This window comes from Nocardioides flavescens, assembly GCF_009823805.1.
Classification (GTDB): Bacteria; Actinomycetota; Actinomycetes; order Propionibacteriales; family Nocardioidaceae; genus Nocardioides; species Nocardioides flavescens.
Genome location: NZ_WUEK01000004.1, coordinates 148,605 through 171,254, shown reverse-complemented (window position 1 = coordinate 171,254; position 22,650 = coordinate 148,605). Strand labels below are relative to the sequence as shown.

The window sequence follows — 22,650 nt, the reverse complement described above, 5'->3', positions numbered from 1 at the left end:
CTTCCCGACCACCGACGCCGATGGTTGAGGAGGTCGTGCAACGACCGTCTCGAAACCACTCGACCCGGACAGTGGTTTCGAGACAGGACTTCGTCCTTCCCGACCACCGAGCCGTCCAGGAGCGCCGCAGCAGGCGTCAGTCGCGGGAGCGGAGGATCCTCACGCCCAGACGGCCGAGGACGGCCGCGATGAGGACGTTGACGACGATCAGGACGGTGTGGGCGACCCAGTAGCCGGTCGCACGGTCCTCACCCGACTCGTAGGCGCTGTAGAGGTTCTTGGCGAAGTTGCCGAAGGTGATGACGTTCCAGGCGGCCACGGCGAGCAGGAGCCAGCCGTGACGTCGCTGCATCTGCATGCCTCCAGCCTACGGAGGCCGCCCCACCCGCCGTCAGGCGCCGTCCTTGCGCGCCTTGGCGACCGCGGCGGCGGCCGCGGCCCCGGCGGCTCCGAGCGCGGCGCCGGCCGCGAGCGCGCCCTTGCGGCTCGCCGGCGTCTCCCCCTCGGCGGTGTCCCGGAGGTGGTCGAGCGAGGGGCTGGCGGGGCCCTGGACGGGCTCGGAGGGCTCGGTGATGCGCTGCTCGCGCGCGAGCGGGTCGGTCCAGGCCCACGCGGCGGCGTACAGGGTGACGCGGGAGAAGTAGTTGATCCAGACGAGCAGGATCAGCGCGAGGCCGAAGACCTGGAACGCCGGCTGCCCCTGCGTCGAGCGGATCAGCAGGCCGGAGATCTGCTTGAGCACCTCGAAGCCGACCGCGCCGAGCAGGGCTCCCGACAGCATGGCCCGGACCGGGATGTCGGGCGCGGCGAGCAGGCGGAACATCGCGAAGAACAACACCGTGTTGGCGGCGAGGCCGAACGCGATCGTGAGCAGGGTGACGAGCCACCCGAGCGCGGTGCTGAGCCCCAGCCACGCGAGCAGGTCGCCGGAGAAGCCCGAGACGAAGCCCGAGACGGCGACGGCGACGAGCAGGACGGTGCCGATGATGGCGAGCGTGACCAGGTCGCGCAGCTTGCCCTTCACGAAGCTCGGCTGCTCGCGCTGGGGCAGGTCGAAGACCGCGATGAGCGCGTCGCGCAGCGCCGAGAGCCACCCCAGGCCGGAGTAGAGGACACCGGCGAGACCGATCAGCCCCACCGCTCCCGCGGCGTCCTGGATGTCGCTGAGCTGGATCTGGTTGTCGCGGGTGCCGATGATGCCGGGCAGCATCGAGTCGATCGCGCTGACCAGGGTGTCCTGCGCGCCGGGGTAGACCTTGGCGACGTAGCCGACGAGGAAGAAGGCCAGCGCCATGATCGGGAAGAACGACAGGAAGCCGAAGTAGGTCACCGCGCCGGCCTGCTGGCCGGCCTTCGCCGCGCCGTAGTGCTGCTGCATGCGCACCGCGTGGTCGACGGACGGTCGCTCCTCGCGCAGCTGCTCGACGCGATCGGTGAGGCGCTCCTTCAGGGACCCGGCCATGGCGCAGAGGTACCCGCGCTCACCCGGGCGTCAACGAGAACCTGCGGGTGGGGGTCCAGCCGCGGTCCACGTCGTGCACGTAGAGGTGGAACGTCGACACGTCGAAGGCGCACTCGAAGCCCGCGAGCTCGTCGAAGGCCTGGTCGAGGCGGTCCTCGGCGATGTCATGGGCGATCGTCACGTGCGGGTGGTAGGGGAAGCTGAGGTCGACCGCCAGCGGCCCCCGGCACACGGTCGACGCCAGCTGCTCGCACTGCGAGATGCCCTCGACCAGGGCCACGAACACCACCGGCGAGACGGGCCGGAATGTCCCCGTGCCCCGCAGGTGCACCTCGAACGGCGCGAGCTCGGCCGCGGACCGCTCCAGGTGGCGCTCGATCTCGACGAGCTCCTCGTCACTCACCTCGGTGGGCGGGACGAGCGTGATGTGGGTCGGCACCGACCCGGCCTGCGGGTCACCCACCGAGGCCCGGTAGTCCTGCAGCTCGCTGGCCCAGGGCTCCGGGATCGCGACGGCCACTCCGATCGTCGGCACCCGCACAACCTACCGGTGGGTCACCGGGCGGGGGCGACGAACCCCACCTGGCGGTAGACGTCGTCGAGCGTCGCCTGGGCGACCTCGTGGGCCCGCTCACGACCTTGCTCCAGGACCTGGGTGAGGTGCGCTTGGTCGTCCAGCAGCTCGAGCGTCCGGTCGCGGAACGGCGTCACGAACTCGACGACCACGTCGGCCAGGTCCTTCTTCAGGTCGCCGTAACCGCGGCCGGCGTACTCTTCCTCGAGGTCACCGACGGAGGTCGCGGTCAGGGCGCTGTAGATCGTCAGCAGGTTGCTGACCCCGGGCTTCTCCTCGGCGTCGAAGCGGACCTCGGAGCCCGAGTCGGTGACGGCCGAGCGGATCTTCTTGGCGCTCACCGACGGCTGGTCGAGCATCTCGATGATGCCGGCCGGGCTCGAGGCCGACTTCGACATCTTGGCCTCGGGGTTCTGCAGGTCGGCGATCTTGGCCGTCGCCTTGAGGATGTAGGGCTCCGGCAGCCGGAAGGTCTTCTTGTAGCGGCTGTTGAACCGCTGGGCGAGGTCGCGGGTCAGCTCGAGGTGCTGACGCTGGTCCTCTCCCACCGGCACGTAGTGGGGGCGGTAGAGCAGGATGTCCGCGGCCTGGAGGACGGGGTAGGTGAAGAGCCCGACGCTCGCCGCGCCCTCGCCGCCCTTGGCGGACTTGTCCTTGAACTGCGTCATCCGGCGGGCCTCGCCGAAGCCCGTCAGGCACTGCATCACCCACGCCGCCTGCGCGTGGGCCGGCACCTGGCTCTGCACGAAGATCGAGGACCGCTCGGGGTCGATGCCCATCGCCAGCAGCTGGGCGGCCGCGCGCAGGGTGCGCTCCCGCAGCACCTTCGGGTCCTGCTCGACGGTGATGGCGTGCAGGTCGGCGATGAAGAAGAACGGCGCGTGGTCGCGCTGGAGGTCGACCCACTGGCGCAGCGCGCCCAGGTAGTTGCCGAAGTGGAACGAGTCGGCGGTGGGCTGGATGCCGGAGAGCACGCGCGGGCGCGCGCCCCCCGACGGCGCCTGCGGGACGGCGACCGCGGGCTCGGTGGTGGCGGCGGACATGACCTGCATCCTCTCGCACGGAGACCGGTGGACCAGACGTGGGCCCGACCCTCGTGGCCGATCCGAGTGTCAAGGTTTGGCGACCGCCGAGCCGGGAACAGACCTGCCGTCCCGTTCTCCGACCGGCTCGGCGGGACCTCGGGACACCTCGTCGACAGCAGCCGGCCAGACACTGAAGGAGCACTCTCCATGCGCAGGTTCGCCTCGCTGAGCATCGCCGCGGTCACCACCCTGGCGCTCGCCACCCCCGCCCTGGTCTCGACGGCCACCTCGGCCTCGGCCGCCCCCGTCACCTCCGTCTCCACCACTGACGCCGCCAAGGCCAAGGCCGGCAAGATCAAGATCAAGCGCTCGTCCAAGGGTGTGCAGCCCGGCATCGGCAAGATGAAGCTCACCGCTCTGGTCAAGGGCAAGGGCAAGGTGAAGTTCGTCGTCAAGGGCGACGCCGCCAAGGTGAAGAAGGCCGTGAAGATCAAGAACGGCCGCGCGGTCTACAAGGTGCCGCCGCTGGGGACCGGCAAGTACAAGGTCACCGCCTCCTTCAAGGGCAAGAAGGGCAAGACCAAGTTCGAGGTCTACGACTCCCTCCTGACCGTCAACTCGACGACCTTCACCTACTCCGCCGCGGCCGACTGCTTCCGGGCCCCGGCCCTGAGCGGCTCGATCCGCTTCAAGGGCAAGCCGGCCACCGAGGGCTACGCCGACATCTACCAGGACGGCAAGATCAAGGGCGGCTCGAGCTCGCCGTCGTTCCTCGGGTTCACGTCGCTGAACTCCGATGGCACCTTCTCCGACTCGAGCTTCATCTGCGACGTCATCAAGGGCTCCGGCAACCTCGGCCCCAAGGGCCCGGGTACCTACTTCTTCAACGTCTACTACACCGACGGTCCGGAGTACTCGGACTACATCTCGTCGAACACCATCACCGTCAACGTCACTCCCTGACTCCCGCTCACTGACGGCCCGGTCCCCTATGGGGGCCGGGCCGTCGTGCGTCTGCAGTACGGCACCCTGGGTGCGTGGCCTCCCCCGCCCCCACCTTGACCGACGGTGCGGTGGCGCTGCGCGCGCACCGCCTGGACGACGTACCCCGCGTGGTGGAGCAGTGCCGCGACCCGCTGTCGCAGGCGTGGACCACGGTCCCCGTGCCGTACGCCGAGACCGACGCAGTCGGGTTCGTCGCCCACGTCGTGCCCGCCGGCTGGGCCACGGGCACGGAGTGGGCCTTTGCGCTCGAGGTCGACGGACGCTTCGGCGGGACCATCTCGCTGCGGCCGATCGGTGCCGACCGGGCAGAGATCGGGTTCGGCGCCCACCCCGACGTGCGCGGCACCGGTGCCGTCGAGCGGGGCGTGCGGCTGCTGCTCGCCTGGGGCCTCGAGACCCAGGGGCTGCGCACGGTCGTCTGGCGCGCCGACCGCGGCAACTGGGCCAGCCGCCGGCTGGCGTGGCGCGTCGGGTTCTCCTTCGACGGCACGGTCCGCGGCTACCTGCCCCAGCGAGGGGAGCTGATCGACGGCTGGGTCGGCACCCTGCTGGCCGGTGAGCCCCGCGAGCCGCGCTCCCCCTGGCTCGCCAACCCGCCCGTCGAGGGCGCGCGGGTCCGGCTCCGCCCCTTCCGCCCCGAGGACGCGGCGCGGGTCGTCGAGGGGCTGGGCGACGAGCGGACGCAGCACTGGCTCGCCTTCGTCCCCCGCTCCCCCGGCCTCGCGGACGCCGAGCGCTACCTCGAGCAGGTCACCGAGCGGCTCGCGACCGCGCACACCGTGACCTGGGCCGTCGCCGACGCGGGCGACGACCGGCTGCTCGGCGCCGTCGGCATCTACCGGCTCGCGGAGGAGCCGGAGCTCGGCTACTGGACGCACCCGGAGGCCCGCAGGCGCAGGCTGACGGTCGAGGCGGGCGCGCTGGCGCTGGACCACGCCTTCGGTGCGCTGTCGCTGCCGCGGGTGGCGGCGTACGTCGCCTCGCCCCACCGCGCGTCACGCCGGGTGCTCGAGCACCTCGGCTTCGCACCGACGGGCACCCGTCGCGCGGCGGCCCGCACCGGCGACGGGTCGGTCGTGGACCTCGCGGGCTACGACCTGCTGGCGACCGACTGGCCGGCCTCCGACGACGCGCTGCGGCCCTCGGTGCGGTAGGCCACGACGAGCACGACGAAGCCGGCGACCGAGGACAGCGCACCCACGAGCAGCGGCGAGCGGTAGTCGAACCCGGCCGCGATCGTCACCCCGCCGAGCCAGGCGCCGAGGGCGTTGCCGGAGTTGAGGGCGGCGTGGCTGAGCGCGGCGCCGAGCGTCTGCGCCTCCCCCGCGGCGTCGATGAGGCGCATCATGAGGGCGAGGGCGAGCACCGAGCCCACGGTGGTGACCGAGAAGACCCCGACCAGCGCCACCCAGCCGTACGGCGCGAGCGCCCAGGTCAGCAGCAGGGCGACCACGAGGCCCACCGGCGAAGCGATCAGCGAGGTGCGCAGCGACCAGTCGACGAGCATGCCCGCGACCCAGTTGCCGAAGACCATGCCCACGCCCATGGTGAGCAGGAAGACCGGCACGGCCCCCTCGCTCAGTCCACCGACGTCGGTGACCATCGGCGCGACGTAGGAGAACAGCGCGAAGAGCCCGCCGAAGCCGACGGCCCCGGCGACGAGCGCGAACCACACCTGCGGCCGCCCGAGCGCAGAGAGCTCACGGCGACCGGTGGCCGCCGGGTCACCGGGCTGGCGCGGCACGAAGAGCGTGACCATCACCAGGCTGAGCACCGCGAGCCCCGCGACGACCCAGTACGCCGCACGCCAGCCGAGTGCTTGGCCCAGCCAGGTCGCGGCGGGGACGCCGACGACGTTGGCGACCGGCAGGCCCATCATCACCAGCGAGATGGCCCGGCCGCGCCGCTCGGGGGTGACCATGTCGGCGGCGATGAGGGCCGCGACGCCGAAGTAGCCGCCGTGCGGGAGACCGTCGACGAAGCGCGCCACCATCAGCGTGCCGTACGTCGGCGCGAGCGCGCTGATGGCGTTGAAGCAGGCGTAGGCGACCATCAGCCACAGCGCGAGCGAGCGGCGGGGCAGCTTGGCGCCGAAGTAGGCGATGACCGGGGCGCCGACGACGACGCCGAGCGCGTAGGCGGAGATGACGTGGCCCGCCTGCGGGACGGTGACCCCGATCCCCTCGGCGACCTGCGGCAGGACGCCCATCGTCACGAACTCCGTCGTTCCGATCGCGAAGCTGCCGACGGCCAGCGCGAGCACGGCGAGCGTGAAGCGCGGGTCGGTGTGGTGCTCGGAACGCTTCGACTCCGCGGCCGAGGGCTGGGCGGTGCTGAGGCTCGTCACTGTCACCATGGTCCAAGGTCGAGCGCCCGCTGGCCTATTCCACGGCCGTTCACGAGGGGTGGGATCGGCCACAACGCCCAGGTCAGGGCAGCCTCCGCTTCGTTGCGCGACCTCACCCGACCGGGCAATCTGGAGTCGTTCAAGACGCTGATCCCTGCACCGGACCACACCGAGGAGTCCCCGTGACCGTCCAGACCGCCACTCCCTCCGACCTGTCCACCACGCCCGAGGTCGCCGCGGGTGCCGCGCAGTTCCTCACCCCGGTCGTCATCGACCTCGAGGCCCTGGTCGTCAACGGCAAGCAGGCCCACTGGCACGTGCGCGGCGGCAGCTTCGCCGGCGTCCACGAGCAGCTCGATCAGGTCGTCGCCCACGCCCAGGACTACGCCGACACCGCCGCGGAGCGCATCGTCGCCCTCGGCCTGCCCCTCGACTCGCGCATCGCGACCGTCGCGGCGCAGAACTCGCTGCCCGAGATGCCCGCCGGCTTCCACCAGTGGCAGGAGTCGGTCGCCCAGATCGTCAACCAGATCGACGCCGCGCTGGTCACCGTGCGCACCGCCGTCAGCGGCCTCGACGAGCTCGACCTGAGCAGCCAGGACGTCGCCATCGAGATCGAGCGTGGCCTGGTCAAGGACCGCTGGCTGCTGCAGGCGCACATCGCCCACTGATCGACGGCGGAGCTCCACCCCTTCGGGGCGGGTCCCCGGCTTGTCGGTGAGGTGAGGCTCACCTAAGGTGGTCCCATGAGGCCGCACCGACGCCGGGGACCGCTCGAGCACGTGCTCGTCGCGGGTGACCTCGCGGACGCCCCGGCCGTGGCCACGCTGTTGGCCTGCCTGCCCGACCACGCCTACGGCCAGGTCTACGTCGAGGTGCCGGTCGGCACCGCGACCGTCGACCTCGCCGCTCCCCCGCGGGTGAGCGTCAACCTCCTCACGCGGGACCCCGACGCCGAGCCCGGCCGCCTGCTGGCCGCCGCGGTCGCCGGCTGGGTCGGCGAGTGGGCGCCCGAGGAGACCGACCCCGCCCGCGCCGTCACCCTCTGGGTCGGCGCCACGGTGCGCGACCACGTCGACCCGCTCGGAGCTCCGCTCCAGCTCCTCTGAGCCTCGCTCGGACCGTTCCTCAGACCGCAGCCGGCCCGTAGAGCCCGTCACCGCGCTGCGGCAACGGTGTACGACGGCGCTGGCGCAGGTGGAACGACACGTCGATCGCCAGCTTGACCAGGCACAAGATCGCCACGCCGCCCACCGGGCCCGACGCGGGACCGTCACGCAGGAACAGGAAGAAGCCGCCGAGGATCGCGGCGTGCAGCGCCAGCATGCGGGGGTACGGCGCCCCCATCGCCTCGGTCGGGCTCACGACGCGCCGCTCGCCCCGCGCGAACCAGACGAGCACCAGCGAGACGAGGTGGCTCGCGGCGATCGCGGCGACCAGCCACAGGACCGGTGACAGGTCGCCCGGGACGCCCGACGACCACGCCAGCAGCGCGGTGAAGACCCCGTGCACGAGCGTGAAGAGCCCGTAGTGGAACGCGAAGAACGCCGCGAGCCCCCACGCCCCCAGCACGCTGGTGCGCTGAGCCCGGCCGTTGACCGTCACCGAGAGCTTCGCGGGCTCACCGGCGCCGCGGGCGGTGCCGATCCGCACGATCGTCACCGCCCACACGACGACGTTCTCGAGCCAGTAGAGGAGCAGCACGTCGCCGACGGCGACCGAGCCGCGCAGGACGGCGACCACTGGCAGCAGGTTGACCACGACCAGCACCGCCAGGGCCACCCACCAGGCGCCCGAGCCGGGCAGCCGGCGGGCCAGGCGGCTCAGCCAGGTCAGGCCCAGACCGACCGCGAGTGCGCGCGCCAGCGAGGCCAGCGCGCGCACGGGTGGACCCGCCTCAGCCGCGCGCGGTGACGGTCACGTCGGACTGCACGAGCGCGATCTGACCCGACTGCGGAGCGCACGGGCGCCCGGCGTAGCCGCCGACGTCCTGGTAGGCACCGCCCATCTGCACGCTGTCGCCGCCCTGGGCGACGATCGCACGATCGGTGTCGTAGAGGCGCAGGTCGCCGTCGACCTGGGTCGCCTCCCAGCCGGCCGGCCACACGGCGGTGAGCTCGGTGCCGTCGGCCTGCAGGATCCGGACGCACCCGTCGTCGTCGAGGGTCAGCTCGCCCGAGATGAGCGCGCCGGCCGAGTCCTGACCCGGGAGGTAGTTGGAGACCAGCAGCGGCACCCGCTCCCCGTCGACGTTGTCCTCGGGGTCGTAGTTGAAGTGCAGGATCGTCAGCCCGATCGCCGCGATCAGCACCGGCACGATCGTCGCCACGGCGTAGCCGAGCGGCGTCAGCGTGCGCCGCTCGAGGTCGGGTGGCCGGGGCGTCTGCTGGGTGCTGCTGCTGGTCTCGCTCACGCCTCCATCATCCCAGGGTCATCCCAGGGTCATCCCAGGGAGGCGATGGCGTCGTTCAGCGTCGTGGACGGGCGCATCACCTCGGCGGCCTTGGCCGGGTCGGGGCGGTAGTAGCCGCCGATGTCGGCCGGGCTGCCCTGCACGCCGTTGAGCTCGGCGACGATGGTCTCCTCCTGGGCGGCCAGCGTCTCGGCCAGCGGCGCGAACGCGGCGGCGAGCTCGGCGTCCTGCGTCTGCTGCGCGAGCTCCTGGGCCCAGTAGAGCGCGAGGTAGAAGTGCGAGCCGCGGTTGTCGATGCCCCCGATGCGACGCGTCGGCGACTTGTCGTTCTCGAGAAACGTGCCGGTCGCCTTGTCGAGGGTGTCGGCGAGCACCTGGGCGCCCGCGTTGTCGGCGTACCCGGCGAGGTGCTCGAAGGAGGCCGCGAGGGCGAAGAACTCACCGAGGCTGTCCCAGCGCAGGTAGTTCTCCTTGACCAGCTGCTGCACGTGCTTGGGCGCGGAACCGCCGGCGCCGGTCTCGAACAGGCCGCCGCCGTTCATCAGCGGGACGATCGAGAGCATCTTCGCCGAGGTGCCGACCTCGAGGATCGGGAAGAGGTCGGTGTTGTAGTCGCGCAGCACGTTGCCGGTGACCGAGATGGTGTCCTCGCCCTTGCGGATCCGCTCGAGGGAGTACGCCGTGGCCTCGGCCGGCGCCATGATCTCGATGGTCAGGCCGTCGCCCTCGTCATCCGATTCAGTGTGCTCGGGGAGGTAGGCCCGGACCTTCTCGATCAGGTTGGCGTCGTGCGCACGGGTCTCGTCGAGCCAGAACACCGCGGGCACGCCCGTGGCGCGGGCGCGGGTGACGGCGAGCTTGACCCAGTCGCGGATCGGCTCGTCCTTGGTCTGGCAGGCGCGCCAGATGTCGCCCGGCTGCACCTCGTGCTCGATCAGCGCCTCGCCGGCGCCGTTGACGACGCGGACGGTGCCGGCCGCGGGGATCTCGAAGGTCTTGTCGTGCGAGCCGTACTCCTCGGCCGCCTTGGCCATCAGCCCGACGTTGGGCACCGAGCCCATCGTCGAGGGGTCGAAGGCACCGTGCGCACGGCAGTCGTCGATGACGGTCTGGTAGACGCCGGCGTAGGAGGAGTCCGGGATCACCGCGAGGGTGTCGGCCTCCTCGCCGTCGGGGCCCCACATGTGGCCGCTGGTGCGGATCATGGCCGGCATCGAGGCGTCGATGATGACGTCGCTCGGGACGTGCAGGTTGGTGATGCCCTTGTCGGAGTCGACCATCGCCATGGCCGGGCCGTCGGCGAGGCCCTGCTGGACCGCGGCCTTGATCGCGTCGCCCTCGGGCAGCTTCTCGACCGCGCCGAGCAGGGCGCCGAGGCCGTCGTTGGGCGAGATGCCGGCGGACGTCAGCGCCTCGCCGTACTGGTCGAACAGCGTCGGGAAGAACGCCTGGACGACGTGGCCGAAGATGATCGGGTCCGAGACCTTCATCATCGTGGCCTTGAGGTGCACCGAGAACAGCACGTCCTCGGCCTTGGCGCGGGCGATCTGGTCGGCCAGGAAGCGGCGCAGCGCGGCGACGTCCATGAACGTCGCGTCGACGACCTCGCCGGCCAGCACCTTGACACCGTCCTTCAGCACGGTGGTGGTGCCGTCGGCGGCGACGTGCTCGATGCGCAGGGTGTCGTCGGCCTCGATGACGACCGACTTCTCGTTGGAGCGGAAGTCGCGGTCGTCCATCGTCGCGACGTTGGTCTTGGACTCGGGGGTCCAGGCACCCATGCGGTGCGGGTGGGCCTTGGCGTAGGCCTTGACCGAGGCGGGCGCGCGTCGGTCGGAGTTGCCCTCGCGCAGCACGGGGTTGACCGCGGAGCCCTTGACCTTGTCGTACTTCGCGCGGACCTCGCGGTCCTCGTCGGACTGGGGGTTCTCGGGGTAGTCGGGCAGGTCGTAGCCCTGCTCCTGCAGCTCCTTGATCGCGGCCTTGAGCTGCGGGATCGAGGCCGAGACGTTGGGGAGCTTGATGATGTTGGCCGACGGCTCGAGCGCGAGCTGACCGAGCTCGGCGAGGGCGTCGTCGAGGCGCTGGTCCTCGGTCAGACGCTCGGGGAACTGGCTGATGATGCGACCGGCCAGCGAGATGTCGCGGGTCTCGACGCCCACGCCCGCCTTGGCGGCGTACGCCTCGATGATCGGGAGGAACGAGTACGTCGCCAGCAGCGGCGCCTCGTCGGTGTGGGTGTAGATGATCGTGGCCATGCCTGCTCGCTCCTGGCGTCGACGGACGGTGCTCGTGCGGTCTCTTGACATCAAGATATCTCGGCTCGCGGGTGTGTGTGAACCGGGGCCCGATGTCGGGTAACGCCACTAGCATGCCGACCATGGCCGAAACGTCCAGCACCACGCAGAAGATCGCCGCCGAGGCCCTCGGCACCTACGTCCTCGTCCTCTTCGGGTGCGGGACCGCGATCTTCAGCGGCGGTGACTACCTCGCGACCGCCCTGGCCTTCGGCCTGAGCGTGCTGGTCGGCGCCTACGCCTTCGGGCGGATCTCCGGCGCCCACCTCAACCCCGCGGTCTCCGTGGGCGCGGCGGTGAGCGGGCGGATGGCCTGGCGTGAGGTGCCCGTCTACGTCGGTGCGCAGCTCGGCGGCGCGATCCTCGCCGGGCTCTCGCTGTTCGTGCTCGTCCAGGGCATCGACGGCTACGACATCTCCGTCGGCGGGCTCGGCCAGAACTCCTTCGGCGACGACGGCACCGGCTACGCCGTCTGGTCGGCGTTCCTGCTGGAGCTGCTGCTGACCGCGCTCTTCGTCTACGTCATCCTCGCCGTCACGGACGCGCGCAACGAGAGCCCCGCCTTCGCGCCGCTGACCATCGGCCTGGCGCTGACGATGATCCACCTGGCCTCGATCAACCTCACCGGCACCTCGGTCAACCCGGCCCGCTCCATCGGCGTCGCGCTCTTCGCGGGCGGCGACGCGATCCTGCAGCTGTGGCTGTTCATCCTCGCCCCGCTGGTCGGTGCGGTCGTGGCCGGCGCGACCTACCCGCTGCTGTTCGGCCAGGCCAGCGAGCCGGTCCCCGGCTCCGGCTTCTCGTTCCCGGCCCGCACCCCCGCCCCGGCGGGCTACACCCAGCCCGACCAGTTCCAGCAGGAGTGGAACCAGCAGCAGGCCGACACCGAGCACGCCGCCTGGCAGCAGGAGCCGATCATCCAGGACGGCTGGCAGTGGGACCACGCCGCGCAGGAGTGGAAGCCGCTCGAGCAGTGGCAGCCCGCCACCCCCGGCTCGCACGCCGCGGCCGACCAGACCACGGCCACCCCGGCCGTCTCCGACCCGGCGGTCTCCCCCGGCGAGCAGCCGGACCAGCGGACCGAGCAGTGGACGCAGCAGACCTACGGCGACGACCAGACGCAGTACCGCAACCCCGGTCAGCCCTGACCGCTGCGGTCGTCGTGGCGCGCCTCTTGACGGTGGTCGAGGAGGGCCGCCAGGCCCGTCCCACGGTGGTTGAGGAGGGCCGCCAGGCCCGTCCCACGGTGGTTGAGGAGGGCCGCCAGGCCCGTCCCACGGTGGTTGAGGAGGGCCGCCAGGCCCGTCTCGAAACCACCCGAGCCGCTGCGGTCAGCCGCCGCTGACGTCGAGGATCCGCAGCAGGCTGTCGTCGTCGCTCCTGGAGACGACGCCCAGCCCCTCGGCGTACAGCGTGCTGACGTCGGACGCGCCCGGCAGCTCGCTGGTGGTCTCGATCTCGAGCAGCCCGCCGAAGGTGCCGCCCGGCCCCGTGGACCCCGCGTCGGTCGAGACGACGGTTGCGACGTCCTCGACCACGCCCTCGGCGTACGCCGGGCGCCAGCCGTCACCGATGCGCGGGTGCGCCGGTACGGCGAGGCCCGCCTCCGCCCCGTCGACACCGGCTCGCCAGACGCCCTCGCGGCCGAGCCACCAGACGTTGCCGGAGCGGTCCTGGGCGTAGAGGTCGGTGACGACCGTGCCGTCGGGGTCGGTGCGATCGACCGCCGTCGCAGCCACACCGTCGACGTCGACGGTGTCGTCGCGCACCGCGACGACGACGTCGCCGCCGGCCGGGGCCGCGCCGCCCTCGACGAGCTCGTAGGTCAGCGTCGTGCCGGGGGTGAGCGGCAGCCAGGGATTGTCGACGCGGGCGACGAAGTCCGTCGGGTCCGGCGAGGGCGTCGGGACGGTCAGCTCGTCGATGCCGGTGGGGCGGCTCGGGGGCGAGGCGCTCGAGCAGCCGGCGAGGACTCCGCCCGCTCCGAGGACGAGCGCGCCGCCGAGGCCAGCCAGCGCGCGGCGTACGCGGTCCGCCCTCCGATCCACCCTGGCATCGTCGCGCACACGCGCGCTGCTAGCGTCACGAGGGTCTGTCGTCGTCTAAGGAGATGTCGTGAGCTCTGCCCCCCTCAAGGTCGCCGTCACCGGTGCCGCCGGCCAGATCGGCTACAGCCTGCTGTTCCGTCTCGCGAGCGGTGCGCTCGCGGCGGACCGCCCGATCGAGCTCCGCCTGCTCGAGATCGAGCCCGCCCTCAAGGCGCTCGAGGGCGTCGTGATGGAGCTCGACGACTGCGCGTTCCCGCAGCTCGCCGGCGTCGAGATCGGCTCCGACCCGGAGAAGATCTTCGACGGCGTCAACCTCGCGCTGCTCGTCGGCGCCCGCCCACGCGGCCCGGGCATGGAGCGCAGCGACCTGCTCTCGGCCAACGGCGCGATCTTCACCGCCCAGGGCAAGGCCCTCAACGCCGTCGCCGCCGACGACGTCCGCATCGGCGTGACCGGCAACCCGGCCAACACCAACGCGCTCATCGCCAAGTCCAACGCGCCTGACATCCCGGCCGAGCGCTTCTCGGCGCTGACCCGCCTCGACCACAACCGCGCGATCAGCCAGCTGGCCGCCAAGACCGGCGCTCCTGTCACCGACATCACCCACATGACGATCTGGGGCAACCACTCCGCCACGCAGTACCCCGACCTCTTCCACGCCGAGGTCGGCGGCCGCAACGCCGCCGAGGTCGTCGGCGACCAGGAGTGGATCGAGAGCACCTTCATCCCGACCGTCGCCAAGCGCGGCGCCGCCATCATCGAGGCCCGCGGCTCGTCCTCGGCCGCCTCGGCCGCGTCCGCCACCATCGACGCCGCCCGCGACTGGCTCTTCGGCTCCGCCGAGGGCGACTGGGTCTCGATGGCCGTCGTCTCCGACGGCTCCTACGGCGTCCCCGAGGGCCTCGTCTCGTCGTTCCCCGTCACCACGAGCAACGGTGACTGGGAGATCGTCCAGGGTCTCGAGATCGACGACTTCTCCCGTGCCCGCATCGACGCCTCCACCGCCGAGCTCGCCGAGGAGCGCGACGCCGTCACCGAGCTCGGGCTGATCTGAGCCTGGCTCGACCCTGCTCTCCGCGAAGCGCCAGTTTCACCGGGTACCCGGTGAAACTGGCGCTTCTTGCATGAAACTTCGTGCGGGCAGCGTGAGTTCCGTGGGGGCAGTGCGTGTCAGGCGGCGCGGGGCCGGTTCAGCGCCTGTCGGAGGCGCTCGCCGGTGCGATCGTCGTCGAACAGGTCCGCCCAGCACAGTCGGACGAAGCCCCAACCGGTGACCTCGCGCATCTGATCCTCGCGACGCTTCTCCCGCAGGACGGCGTCGGTGATGGTCTCGCCAGGCCGCAGGTACCGGACGTACTTATGCACACCGTCGAACTCGCCGAGCAACCCGTGCTCCGGCCAGGCCCAGTCACTGCGGCCTATGAGCCGACCATCCGGCCAGCGCACCTCGAACTGCTGGACCGGGCGGGGCAGGCTCAACCGCCGGAACTGAAGCAACCCCAGCGACTCACCCACCGACTCGGCCAGACCGGTCGCGAGACCGGTGACGATCGGGAGCGCCAGCGAGCCGGGCCAGTGCCGCATCGTCGGGATCAACTGCTCGAGCTCGGCCGTCGTGGTCAGGCGCCGGCGGATGAAGTCGTCCGCGACGACGACACCGGTCGTCACCCCATGAGCCACGGCGACGTCCAGAACGGTCCGTGCCGGCGACGTGAGCCAGACCCGACCCCGGCGCGTCAGGTCGAGCACACCGAGGGCGCCCTCGTGGTGGACGACGCCAGCCGAACGTCGGCCGCCGCCGTCGAAGTGGGTCACGTGGACCCCGTCGAGATCCAGACCGTGGTCCGGCCCACCGTGGCGTAGTACCGCTGAGTCGTGCGACAACGCAACGGTCGCGCCGTACTGCAGAGTCACTGCCACGGAGGAGAGGTCGTGCCGCCGGCGCAGGTCCGCCTGCAGCCAGTCGGGTCCACTCGCGTACGCGCCCTGTCGAATCCGGTGCAGCACACCACCACGGACCAGCCGAGCCAGGGCGTTGTCGTCGATGCCGCGACGCAGCGCGACCGACCGGAGGAGTACGCCGGACGCCGGCACCAGCTCGTTGCTCATCGCCCCAGCCTCGAACACCTGAGCGCCTCTCGCTCCGCGTCGGAGTCGGCCTGTGGAGAATCAAAGCCCCTGCCTCAGCTGTGAACTCTTCCCGGCCCTGTGGGCGCGGACTTTCCTGCCGGAACTCACGCTGCCCGCACGAAGTTTCGTCGGGTCAGCACCAGTTTCACCGGGTACCCGGTGAAACTGGCAACGCCACCCGCAGCGCCCGACCGCGTCAGGGCGTCTGGTCGGGGATCGTCTGGACGAGGAAGAACAGGGCGGCGCCCATGCCGGCGAGGATGAGGCAGTCGGTCAGACGGTGGCGCACGGCGAGCATGCCGGCGTCGCGGGAGGGCAGGACCAGGCGCAGGGCCGAGGCGGCGCAGAGTCCGCTGGCGAGCAGGCGTACGCCGAGGCGCCAGTCGCCGCTCCAGACGAACCCGATGCCGACGGCGGCCAGGGCCAGGATCGCGAGGTAGAACGCGCCGCCGATGGTCGAGGGGTAGCGACGCTCCTCCTCGAGCGGTGAGACCTCGGCCAGCTCCTCGGCGATCTCGTCCGGGGACGGCACCGGGGCCGGCTCCGGCGCCGGCTCGGGAGCAGGCTCCGCGTCCGGTGAGCGCTCGGCGGGCTGGTCGGGCACGAGGCTCAGCCCAGCGACCGTTCGGCCATCGTGACGACGTTGGAGAGCAGCATGGCGCGCGTCATCGGCCCGACCCCGCCGGGGTTGGGCGAGACCCAGCCGGCCACGTCCCAGACGTCGTCGGCGACATCGCCCGCGATCTTGCCGTCCACGCGCGAGACCCCGACGTCGAGCACGGCCGCGCCCGGCTTGACCATGTCGCCGGTGATGATGCCGGGCACGCCGGCGGCGGCGACGACGACGTCGGCGGTGCGGGTGTGGGCGGCGAGGTCGCGGGTGCCGGTGTGGCACAGGATCGCGGTGGAGTTCTCGCTGCGGCGGGTGAGGAGCAGCCCGAGCGGGCGACCGACGGTGAGGCCGCGGCCGACGACGACGACCTCCGCGCCGTTCAGCTCGACCCCGTGGCGGCGCAGCAGCTCGAGGCACCCGACCGGGGTGCAGGGCAGCGAGCCCACCGCACCGAGGACGAGGCGTCCGAGCGAGACCGGGTGCAGACCGTCGACGTCCTTGTCGGGGTCGACGCGCGAGAGGAGCGCGAACTCGTCGAGGCCCGTCGGCTGCTGCACCAGGAACCCCGTGCAGGCCGGGTCGGCGTTGAGCTCGTCGATGACCGCCTCGACCTCGGCCTGCGTCGAGCCGGCCGGCAGGTCGCGGCGGATCGACTCGATCCCGATCTCGGCGCAGTCCTTGTGCTTGGCGCCGACGTACCAGTGCGAGCCGGGGTCGTCGCCCACCAGCACCGTGCCGAGGCCCGGGGTGACCCCCCGGGCCTTGAGGGCGGAGACCCGCTCCGCGAGCTCAGCCTTGATGGTCTTGAGCGTCGCGGTGCCGTCGAGCGTCTGGGCGGTCATCGGCTCATCCTCGTCTGTCGTCGTACGTCGTGGAAGAAGCGCGCCGGCGTCCGCTGGCGCGTCCTCGCTAGTGGAAGAAGTGCCGGGTGCCGGTGAAGTACATCGTCACCCCGGCGGCCTTGCAGGCCTCGATCGTCAGCTCGTCGCGCACCGAGCCACCGGGCTGGACGATCGCGGTGACGCCCGCGTCGATGAGCACCTGCGGACCGTCCTCGAAGGGGAAGAACGCATCCGAGGCCGCGACGGCGCCACGCGCACGCTCCTCGCCCTCGGCGAGGGTGTTGGCGCGCTCGACGGCGAGGCGGCAGGAGTCCACCCGGTTGACCTGACCCATGCCGATCCCGACCGCAGCGCCGCCCTTGGCGAGCAGGATCGCGTTGGACTTCGCCGAGCGGCAGGCCCGCCACGCGAACGCGAGGTCCGCGAGCACCTCGTCGGAGGCGGCCTCGCCGGTGGCGAGCGTCCAGCCGGACGGGTCGTCGCCCTCGGCCTGGAACGAGTCGCGCACCTGCATCAGCAGCCCGCCCGAGACCGGCCGGGTCTCGACGCCACCGCGCTCGAGGTCCTCGCAGACCAGGATTCGGATGTTCTTCCCCCCTCGTGGCAGAGCCTGCAGCACCTCGACCGCGCCGTCGTCGTACGCCGGGGCGACGATCACCTCGGTGAAGGTCCCGCGCATGGACTCGGCCATGGCGACCGAGACCGGGCGGTTGACCGCGATGACGCCGCCGAAGGCCGAGGTGGGGTCGCTGGCATTGGCCCGGGTGTAGGCCTCGGCGACGTCAGCGCCGACGGCGATGCCGCACGGGTTGGCGTGCTTGATGATCGCGACGGCCGGCTCGTCGAAGTCGTACGCCGCGCGGCGGGCCGCGTCGGTGTCGACGTAGTTGTTGTAGGACATCTCCTTGCCGTGCAGCTGCTCGGCGCCGGCGAGCCCGGCGGGACCGTGACCGGAGCGGTAGAGCGCGGCGGGCTGGTGGGGGTTCTCGCCGTAGCGGAGCGCTGCCGCCTTGTCCCAGGTCGCCCCGGCCCAGGCCGGGAAGCCGGTCCCCTCGGAGGTGTCGGTCAGCACGTTGCCCATCCAGGAGGCGACGGCGACGTCGTAGGTCGCGGTGTGCACGAACGCCTCCGCGGCGAGCCGCTGGCGCTGCGCCAGCGTGAAGCCGCCCTCGCCGAGCGCGGCCACGACGTCGGCGTACGACGCGGGCGAGGTGACGATCGCGACCGAGGGGTGGTTCTTGGCCGCGGCCCGGACCATCGAGGGCCCGCCGATGTCGATCTGCTCGACGCACTCGTCGGGACCGGCGCCGGAGGCCACGGTCTGGGTGAAGGGGTAGAGGTTGGAGACCACGAGGTCGAACGGCTCGACGCCGAGCTCCTCGAGCTGCGCGACGTGGGAGTCGAGGCGGCGGTCGGCCAGGATGCCCGCGTGCACCTTGGGGTGCAGGGTCTTGACCCGGCCGTCGAGGCACTCCGGGAACCCGGTCAGGTCCTCGACCTTGGTGACGGGCAGCCCGAGCCCGGCGATGAGCGCCGCCGACCCTCCGGTCGAGACGAGCTCGACGCCGGCCTCGTGGAGCGCGGTGACGAGCTCCTCGAGCCCGGTCTTGTCGTAGACGGAGACCAGCGCGCGCCGGATCTCGATGCGGTCAGCCAAGACGGACCTTCCTGTCCTCGATGGTGTAGCCGGAGCGGGCGAGCCGCCCCACGGTGTCGACGAGCATCTGCCGCTCGGCGACCTTGATCCGTTCGTGGAGGGTCTCGACGTCGTCGTCGTCCTCCACCGCCACCGCGGCCTGCGCGGCGATCGGGCCCGTGTCGACGCCCTCGTCGACGAAGAAGAGCGTGCAGCCGGTGACCTTGACCCCGTGGGCGAGCGCGTCGGCGGGGCCGTGCATGCCGGGGAACGACGGGCTCAGCGCCGGGTGGGTGTTGACGACCCGACCGGGGAACGCCGCGAGGAAGGCCGGTCCGAGCAGCTTCATGAACCCCGCCGAGACGACCAGGTCGGGCTCGTGCTCGGCCACCGAGGCGGCCAGCGCGCGGTCCCACTCCTCGCGGGAGGCGTAGTCCTTCACCCGGTGCACGAACGTCGGCACCCCGGCGTCCTCGGCCCGCTGCAGCCCTGCGATCGCGTCGCGGTCGGCTCCGACGGCCACGACGCGGGCGCCGTACGCCGGGTCCTGGCAGGCGTCGAGCAGGGCCTGGAGGTTGGTGCCGGCCCCGGAGACCAGTACCACCAGCCGCGCGGGGGCGGACTCGGTGGCGGGGACTGGCACGGAGCAGGAGTCTAGGGCGGACTAGGGCTTCTCCGGGACCCGGGGCAGCGCGGGCTGGGTCTCCTCGACATCGAGCGACGCGGTCGGCTCCGGCGCCGTCGCAGGCTCGTCCTCGACCTCCTCGACCTCCACGTCGTCCTCCACGTCCGCGGGCTCGAGCCGGCGGCGCTGCCACCAGGTGGCGACGAGACCACCGAGGAGGCCACCGATGCCGAAGGCGACGATGCCGTGCAGCAGCACCGAGCCGGCGAACGGCGCGACCTGGCTCATCCGGCCGGGACCGACGGCGCCGCCGGCCAGGGTGGCGAGCAGGCCGAAGACCAGCCCGGCGAGCATCCCGCCGCCGCAGCCGTGCAGCGCCCCCTCCTCCCAGCGGTACGCCGGGTGGTCGCGCTGGGCGCGGGCGGCGCCGAGGGCGGCGACGAGCACCGGCACACCCATCAGCGCCGGTGTCCACGACGGCACGGGGCCGTTGTCGGGCAGCGCCGCGAGCAAGGGGAAGACCGGCAGCGCCCCGAGGGTGACGACGCCCGGCGAGACGACCGTGCCGGTGCCGACGGCGAACCCCGGCCCGAGCAGGTAGGAGCCGGAGAAGACGGCGGCGTTGGGCACGACCAGCAGCGAGACGGCGCTCATCATGACGGTCGCGGTGGTGCCGGCGTCGAGCTGGGAGAGCAGGTTGAGCGCGGTGTCGTAGTCGACGGCGAAGGCGACCACGAGCGCGACGAGCGCCGCCAGCACCCACAGCCGCAGCACGCGACGGCAGGCGGCGGCGGTGGCGACGACGGAGGCCGGCAGGGTCGCGGTCCAGATGGCCGCCCGACCCGAGCCGATCGCGACGTACGGCGCGCCGACGAGCAGGCACAGCGCCAGCGACCAGATCACGACCCGCGACTCGTCGGGGCGGGTCGTCGCCGTCGCGGCCAGGGTCACCGTGAGCAGCGCGACCGCGGCGTACGCCGCCGCGAAGAACAGCGAGGCCGCCGGCACGGTCCAGTCACGCTCGCCGTCGGCGATGCGCTCGGCGTCGGGACCGTGGCCCGAGACCGCGTCGCCGAGGCGGTGGGCCAGGCGCGCCACCACCCACGCGCAGGCGAGCGTGATCCCGAGGGGGACGGCAGTGACGAGCGTGCCCTGCACCTCCACCCCGGAGCCCTGGCCGAGCAGCCAGCCGAGGGCCCCGACGCGCAGTCCGTCGCGCGGTGTGCCGTGGGCACCGGCGTCGGAGAGGAACCAGCCGAGCACGCCGAGCGCCAGGCACACGAGCAGGGTGCTCGCGGCGGCGGTCGCGCCGGCGAGCGTCGCGAGCAGGACGAGCGGGCGACGGTGACGCAGGTCGCGGCGCAGCTCGTCCGCCGAGGGGCGGGCGGTCGGTGGCAGCAGCGTGGTCATCGCGATCCATCTTGAGCGCCGCCCCCGGTCGATCGTCGCTCCCACGCCGAGCCGCGCCGCGACCTCACCCGGGCACACACCCGGGCACTCGCCGAGTCGGGTCTTCTCAGGCTCGGTCGATACCGTGGTGCGGCCATGACCCGCTTCTCACGACGCTCGGACGCGCGTGGGTCCGCGAGCAGTCCCGAGGCCTTCGAGGCGTTCTACAAGGACGTGCGCGACCGCCTGCTGCTGCAGACCTACGCACTCACCGGCGACCTGCACGCCGCCGAGCGCGCCGTGCGCGACTCCCTCGTCGTCGCCTGGCACCACTGGCGCAAGGTCGCCCGGCTGGACCATCCCGAGGACTACGTCCGCCCCCTCGCCTGGGCCCGAGCCCAGCGCCGCAGCAGCACGCGCTGGTGGGCGCGCGCCAAGGGCATCGACCCGGACGTGCGCGCCACGCTCGACGCGCTGGGCAAGCTCACCACCACTCAGCGCAGGGTGCTGCTGCTGACCCACCTCACGTCGCTGCCCATGGACCAGATGGCCCGCGAGGTCGGCATCACCCGCCCCGCCGCGGAGCGCGAGCTGCAGTCCGCGACGGCGCAGTTCGCCGTCCAGCGGGAGGTCGCCTCGACGTCCGTGCGCCCCACCCTCGACGCCCTCGCCCCGACGCTGACCTCGGTGCGCTGGCCGCGGCCCTCGATCCTGATGCGAGCCGGCTCCGCCCGGCGTCGGCTCCACACGACGGCGGGAGCCGCGGTAGCGGTGGCCGCGCTCGTCGTCTCCGGCTCCCTGGTGAGCGACGGGGCCGGCGTCCGCCCTGCGCTCGCCGACAAGGGGATCCTCCACGGCGAGACGTCTGCGGCCCGGCCCAGCAGCACCCCGACCACTCCCCCGCCCGATCCGCTGACCGAGGCGGCGCTGCTGACCTCGGCGCAGCTGGAGGCGGCCCGGCCCGCCCAGTGGGTCCAGGGCGAGACCACCGGCAACACCGACGGCGACGGGCTGGCCTTCCAGTGCCAAGGCGCGAGGTACGCCGACAGCCGGGGCATCGGCGCCCTGCTGCGCACCTTCACCGGCACGCTGCCCAAGGTGGGTCCGGTGACCGCCGGCCAGATGGCCGAGGCCTCCGCGGACGTCACGGCCGCCGAGTCGGCGTACGACACCGCGCTGTCGTGGTACGCCGGGTGCACCACCCCGCGCGTGCAGCTGCTCTCCACCCACCGCGTGCGCGGGGTCGGCGACGAGGCGACGATGCTGGTGCTGCGCAACTGGTCCGACCCGGTCACCACCCAGGTCGTCGGGCTCGCGCGCACCGGGGCGCTCACCACCACGGTCGTCGACACCCGCACCGGCGTCGACAAGGCAGGCAGCGAGCCCGACCTCGCCCCCAGCGCCACCCTGCTCGCCAACGCCGTCACGGGGCTGTGCACCCTGCCCGACCACGGCGGCTGCGAGGCCGCGCCCCAGGTCAGCGACGCCTCCCCCGCGCCCGTCGGGCGCCACCCGTCGCTGCTCATCGAGGCCGACCTGCCCCCCGTGCCCGGGATCGACCAGCCCTGGGTCGGCACCGACCCCGTCAAGGCCCGCGAGAACGTCGCCGCGACCCGCTGCGACCAGACGTCGTTCGCGGGCCCGGAGTTCACCAAGGCCCGCACCCGCAGCTTCGTCATCCCGGCCGCGACCGACCTGCCGCCGGAGTTCGGGCTCACCGAGACCGTCGGCGCACTGCCGCGCCCGCAGGCCCAGGCCTTCGTCGACGGCATCCGCGACAAGCTCGGCGCCTGCGCCGACCAGGACCTCGGCACCGACGTCGAGCAGCTGAGCACCCAGGCCAGCGGCCCCCGCGACCTGACCGTGTGGCGCCTGACCGTCGAGGTCTCCGACCGCCGCTCGGTGCGCTACCTGATGGCCGTCATCCGCGAGGGCAACGCCGTCGCCCAGCTGACCTTCGTGCCCACCGGCGACACCGGCATCGGCACCACGGCGTTCCAGGCCCTCGCCGAGCGCGCCCAGCAGCGCCTCGGCCAGCTCACCGCCGCCGCCCAGGCCGCGACCGCCCCCGCCTCCTGAGCCACGGCGGAACCCCAGCATCTGCTGGTGTCGCCAACGTTCTGGGGTGTTGCAACACCCCAGAACGTCAGGGATCCCAGCAGATGCTGGGATTCCGTCCCCCTCCGGACGCGACGACGCCCCGACCGCAGGTGCGGCCGGGGCGTCGTGGTGGAGCGGTGGTGC

At 72.4% G+C, this 22,650-nt stretch carries 22 protein-coding genes; 7 read left to right on the top strand and 15 right to left on the bottom strand.

Annotated elements, in window-relative coordinates; genetic code table 11:
- Positions 1-136: 136 nt before the first annotated feature.
- From GRQ65_RS07870 to trpS, 4 genes are read right to left on the bottom strand one after another with little or no spacing between them, the layout of a single operon-like run.
- Complete coding sequence (locus tag GRQ65_RS07870; protein ID WP_160876944.1) at positions 137-358, bottom strand: SCO4848 family membrane protein; 222 nt, start codon at positions 356-358, stop codon at positions 137-139.
- Between the two features lie 33 nt (positions 359-391).
- Positions 392-1,462, bottom strand: coding sequence for a YihY/virulence factor BrkB family protein (locus tag GRQ65_RS07865; protein ID WP_160876942.1), 1,071 nt, complete (start codon positions 1,460-1,462; stop codon positions 392-394).
- A gap of 19 nt (positions 1,463-1,481) precedes the next feature.
- Entirely contained in the window at positions 1,482-1,997 is a 516-nt protein-coding gene (locus tag GRQ65_RS07860; RefSeq protein WP_160876940.1) for a 2'-5' RNA ligase family protein, read from the bottom strand.
- A gap of 20 nt (positions 1,998-2,017) precedes the next feature.
- The gene (gene trpS / locus GRQ65_RS07855; protein ID WP_160876938.1) at positions 2,018-3,079 is read right to left on the bottom strand and encodes a tryptophan--tRNA ligase; all 1,062 of its coding nucleotides are present in this window, start codon (positions 3,077-3,079) and stop codon (positions 2,018-2,020) included.
- A 189-nt stretch (positions 3,080-3,268) separates the two neighbouring features.
- Between trpS and GRQ65_RS07850 the strand changes: the two genes are divergently transcribed.
- Together GRQ65_RS07850 and GRQ65_RS07845 are read left to right on the top strand one after the other, a co-directional pair.
- Positions 3,269-4,024: a hypothetical protein gene (locus GRQ65_RS07850; RefSeq protein ID WP_160876936.1), complete on the top strand. Its 756-nt coding sequence runs from the start codon at positions 3,269-3,271 to the stop codon at positions 4,022-4,024.
- Positions 4,025-4,098: 74 nt separating this feature from the next.
- A complete protein-coding gene (locus GRQ65_RS07845) occupies positions 4,099-5,220 on the top strand; it encodes a GNAT family N-acetyltransferase (protein ID WP_160876934.1) in 1,122 nt (373 codons plus the stop codon).
- Here GRQ65_RS07845 and GRQ65_RS07840 read toward each other — a convergent pair.
- Positions 5,157-6,422, bottom strand: coding sequence for an MFS transporter (locus GRQ65_RS07840; protein ID WP_202387783.1), 1,266 nt, complete (start codon positions 6,420-6,422; stop codon positions 5,157-5,159). The two genes, GRQ65_RS07845 and GRQ65_RS07840, sit on opposite strands and share 64 nt — an antisense overlap.
- Before the next feature lie 173 nt (positions 6,423-6,595).
- Between GRQ65_RS07840 and GRQ65_RS07835 the strand changes: the two genes are divergently transcribed.
- The gene (locus GRQ65_RS07835) at positions 6,596-7,084 is read left to right on the top strand and encodes a ferritin-like domain-containing protein (RefSeq protein ID WP_160876932.1); all 489 of its coding nucleotides are present in this window, start codon (positions 6,596-6,598) and stop codon (positions 7,082-7,084) included.
- Between the two features lie 75 nt (positions 7,085-7,159).
- Positions 7,160-7,522 (top strand): SIP domain-containing protein, encoded by a 363-nt coding sequence (locus tag GRQ65_RS07830; RefSeq protein WP_160876930.1) that lies wholly within the window; start codon positions 7,160-7,162, stop codon positions 7,520-7,522.
- 19 nt (positions 7,523-7,541) lie between these two features.
- On the opposite strand, the gene GRQ65_RS07825 is transcribed toward GRQ65_RS07830, so the two are convergent.
- From GRQ65_RS07825 to GRQ65_RS07815, 3 genes are read right to left on the bottom strand one after another with little or no spacing between them, the layout of a single operon-like run.
- On the bottom strand, positions 7,542-8,297 hold the full coding sequence (locus tag GRQ65_RS07825; RefSeq protein WP_160876928.1) for a DUF6498-containing protein: 756 nt from the start codon (positions 8,295-8,297) through the stop codon (positions 7,542-7,544).
- A 13-nt stretch (positions 8,298-8,310) separates the two neighbouring features.
- Positions 8,311-8,826 (bottom strand): hypothetical protein, encoded by a 516-nt coding sequence (locus GRQ65_RS07820; protein WP_160876926.1) that lies wholly within the window; start codon positions 8,824-8,826, stop codon positions 8,311-8,313.
- A 29-nt stretch (positions 8,827-8,855) separates the two neighbouring features.
- Positions 8,856-11,084, bottom strand: coding sequence for an NADP-dependent isocitrate dehydrogenase (locus GRQ65_RS07815; RefSeq protein WP_160876924.1), 2,229 nt, complete (start codon positions 11,082-11,084; stop codon positions 8,856-8,858).
- A gap of 122 nt (positions 11,085-11,206) precedes the next feature.
- On the opposite strand from GRQ65_RS07815, the gene GRQ65_RS07810 reads away from it, so the two are divergent.
- Complete coding sequence (locus tag GRQ65_RS07810; RefSeq protein ID WP_160876922.1) at positions 11,207-12,271, top strand: MIP family channel protein; 1,065 nt, start codon at positions 11,207-11,209, stop codon at positions 12,269-12,271.
- Positions 12,272-12,454: 183 nt separating this feature from the next.
- Here GRQ65_RS07810 and GRQ65_RS07805 read toward each other — a convergent pair whose 3' ends face one another.
- Positions 12,455-13,171, bottom strand: a complete 717-nt coding sequence (locus GRQ65_RS07805; RefSeq protein ID WP_160876920.1) for a hypothetical protein — start codon at positions 13,169-13,171, stop codon at positions 12,455-12,457.
- Positions 13,172-13,238: 67 nt separating this feature from the next.
- Between GRQ65_RS07805 and GRQ65_RS07800 the strand changes: the two genes are divergently transcribed.
- A complete protein-coding gene (locus tag GRQ65_RS07800) occupies positions 13,239-14,225 on the top strand; it encodes a malate dehydrogenase (protein ID WP_160876918.1) in 987 nt (328 codons plus the stop codon).
- 116 nt (positions 14,226-14,341) lie between these two features.
- Here the strand turns inward: GRQ65_RS07800 and GRQ65_RS07795 are convergent, their stop codons facing one another.
- From GRQ65_RS07795 to GRQ65_RS07770, 6 genes are all read right to left on the bottom strand, one after another.
- Positions 14,342-15,280 (bottom strand): type IV toxin-antitoxin system AbiEi family antitoxin domain-containing protein, encoded by a 939-nt coding sequence (locus tag GRQ65_RS07795; RefSeq protein WP_160876916.1) that lies wholly within the window; start codon positions 15,278-15,280, stop codon positions 14,342-14,344.
- A gap of 217 nt (positions 15,281-15,497) precedes the next feature.
- Entirely contained in the window at positions 15,498-15,905 is a 408-nt protein-coding gene (locus GRQ65_RS23915) for a DUF3017 domain-containing protein (RefSeq protein ID WP_337191558.1), read from the bottom strand.
- A gap of 5 nt (positions 15,906-15,910) precedes the next feature.
- A complete protein-coding gene (locus GRQ65_RS07785) occupies positions 15,911-16,756 on the bottom strand; it encodes a bifunctional methylenetetrahydrofolate dehydrogenase/methenyltetrahydrofolate cyclohydrolase (protein WP_160876914.1) in 846 nt (281 codons plus the stop codon).
- A 67-nt stretch (positions 16,757-16,823) separates the two neighbouring features.
- Positions 16,824-18,413 (bottom strand): bifunctional phosphoribosylaminoimidazolecarboxamide formyltransferase/IMP cyclohydrolase, encoded by a 1,590-nt coding sequence (gene purH, locus GRQ65_RS07780; RefSeq protein ID WP_160876912.1) that lies wholly within the window; start codon positions 18,411-18,413, stop codon positions 16,824-16,826.
- Entirely contained in the window at positions 18,406-19,035 is a 630-nt protein-coding gene (purN, locus tag GRQ65_RS07775) for a phosphoribosylglycinamide formyltransferase (RefSeq protein WP_160876910.1), read from the bottom strand. Before purN ends, purH begins: the two co-directional genes overlap by 8 nt.
- A gap of 21 nt (positions 19,036-19,056) precedes the next feature.
- Complete coding sequence (locus tag GRQ65_RS07770) at positions 19,057-20,427, bottom strand: cell division protein PerM (protein ID WP_202387782.1); 1,371 nt, start codon at positions 20,425-20,427, stop codon at positions 19,057-19,059.
- A gap of 135 nt (positions 20,428-20,562) precedes the next feature.
- Here GRQ65_RS07770 and GRQ65_RS07765 point away from each other — a divergent pair, with 135 nt between their 5' ends.
- On the top strand, positions 20,563-22,485 hold the full coding sequence (locus GRQ65_RS07765) for a SigE family RNA polymerase sigma factor (protein WP_160876908.1): 1,923 nt from the start codon (positions 20,563-20,565) through the stop codon (positions 22,483-22,485).
- Positions 22,486-22,650: the final 165 nt, after the last annotated feature.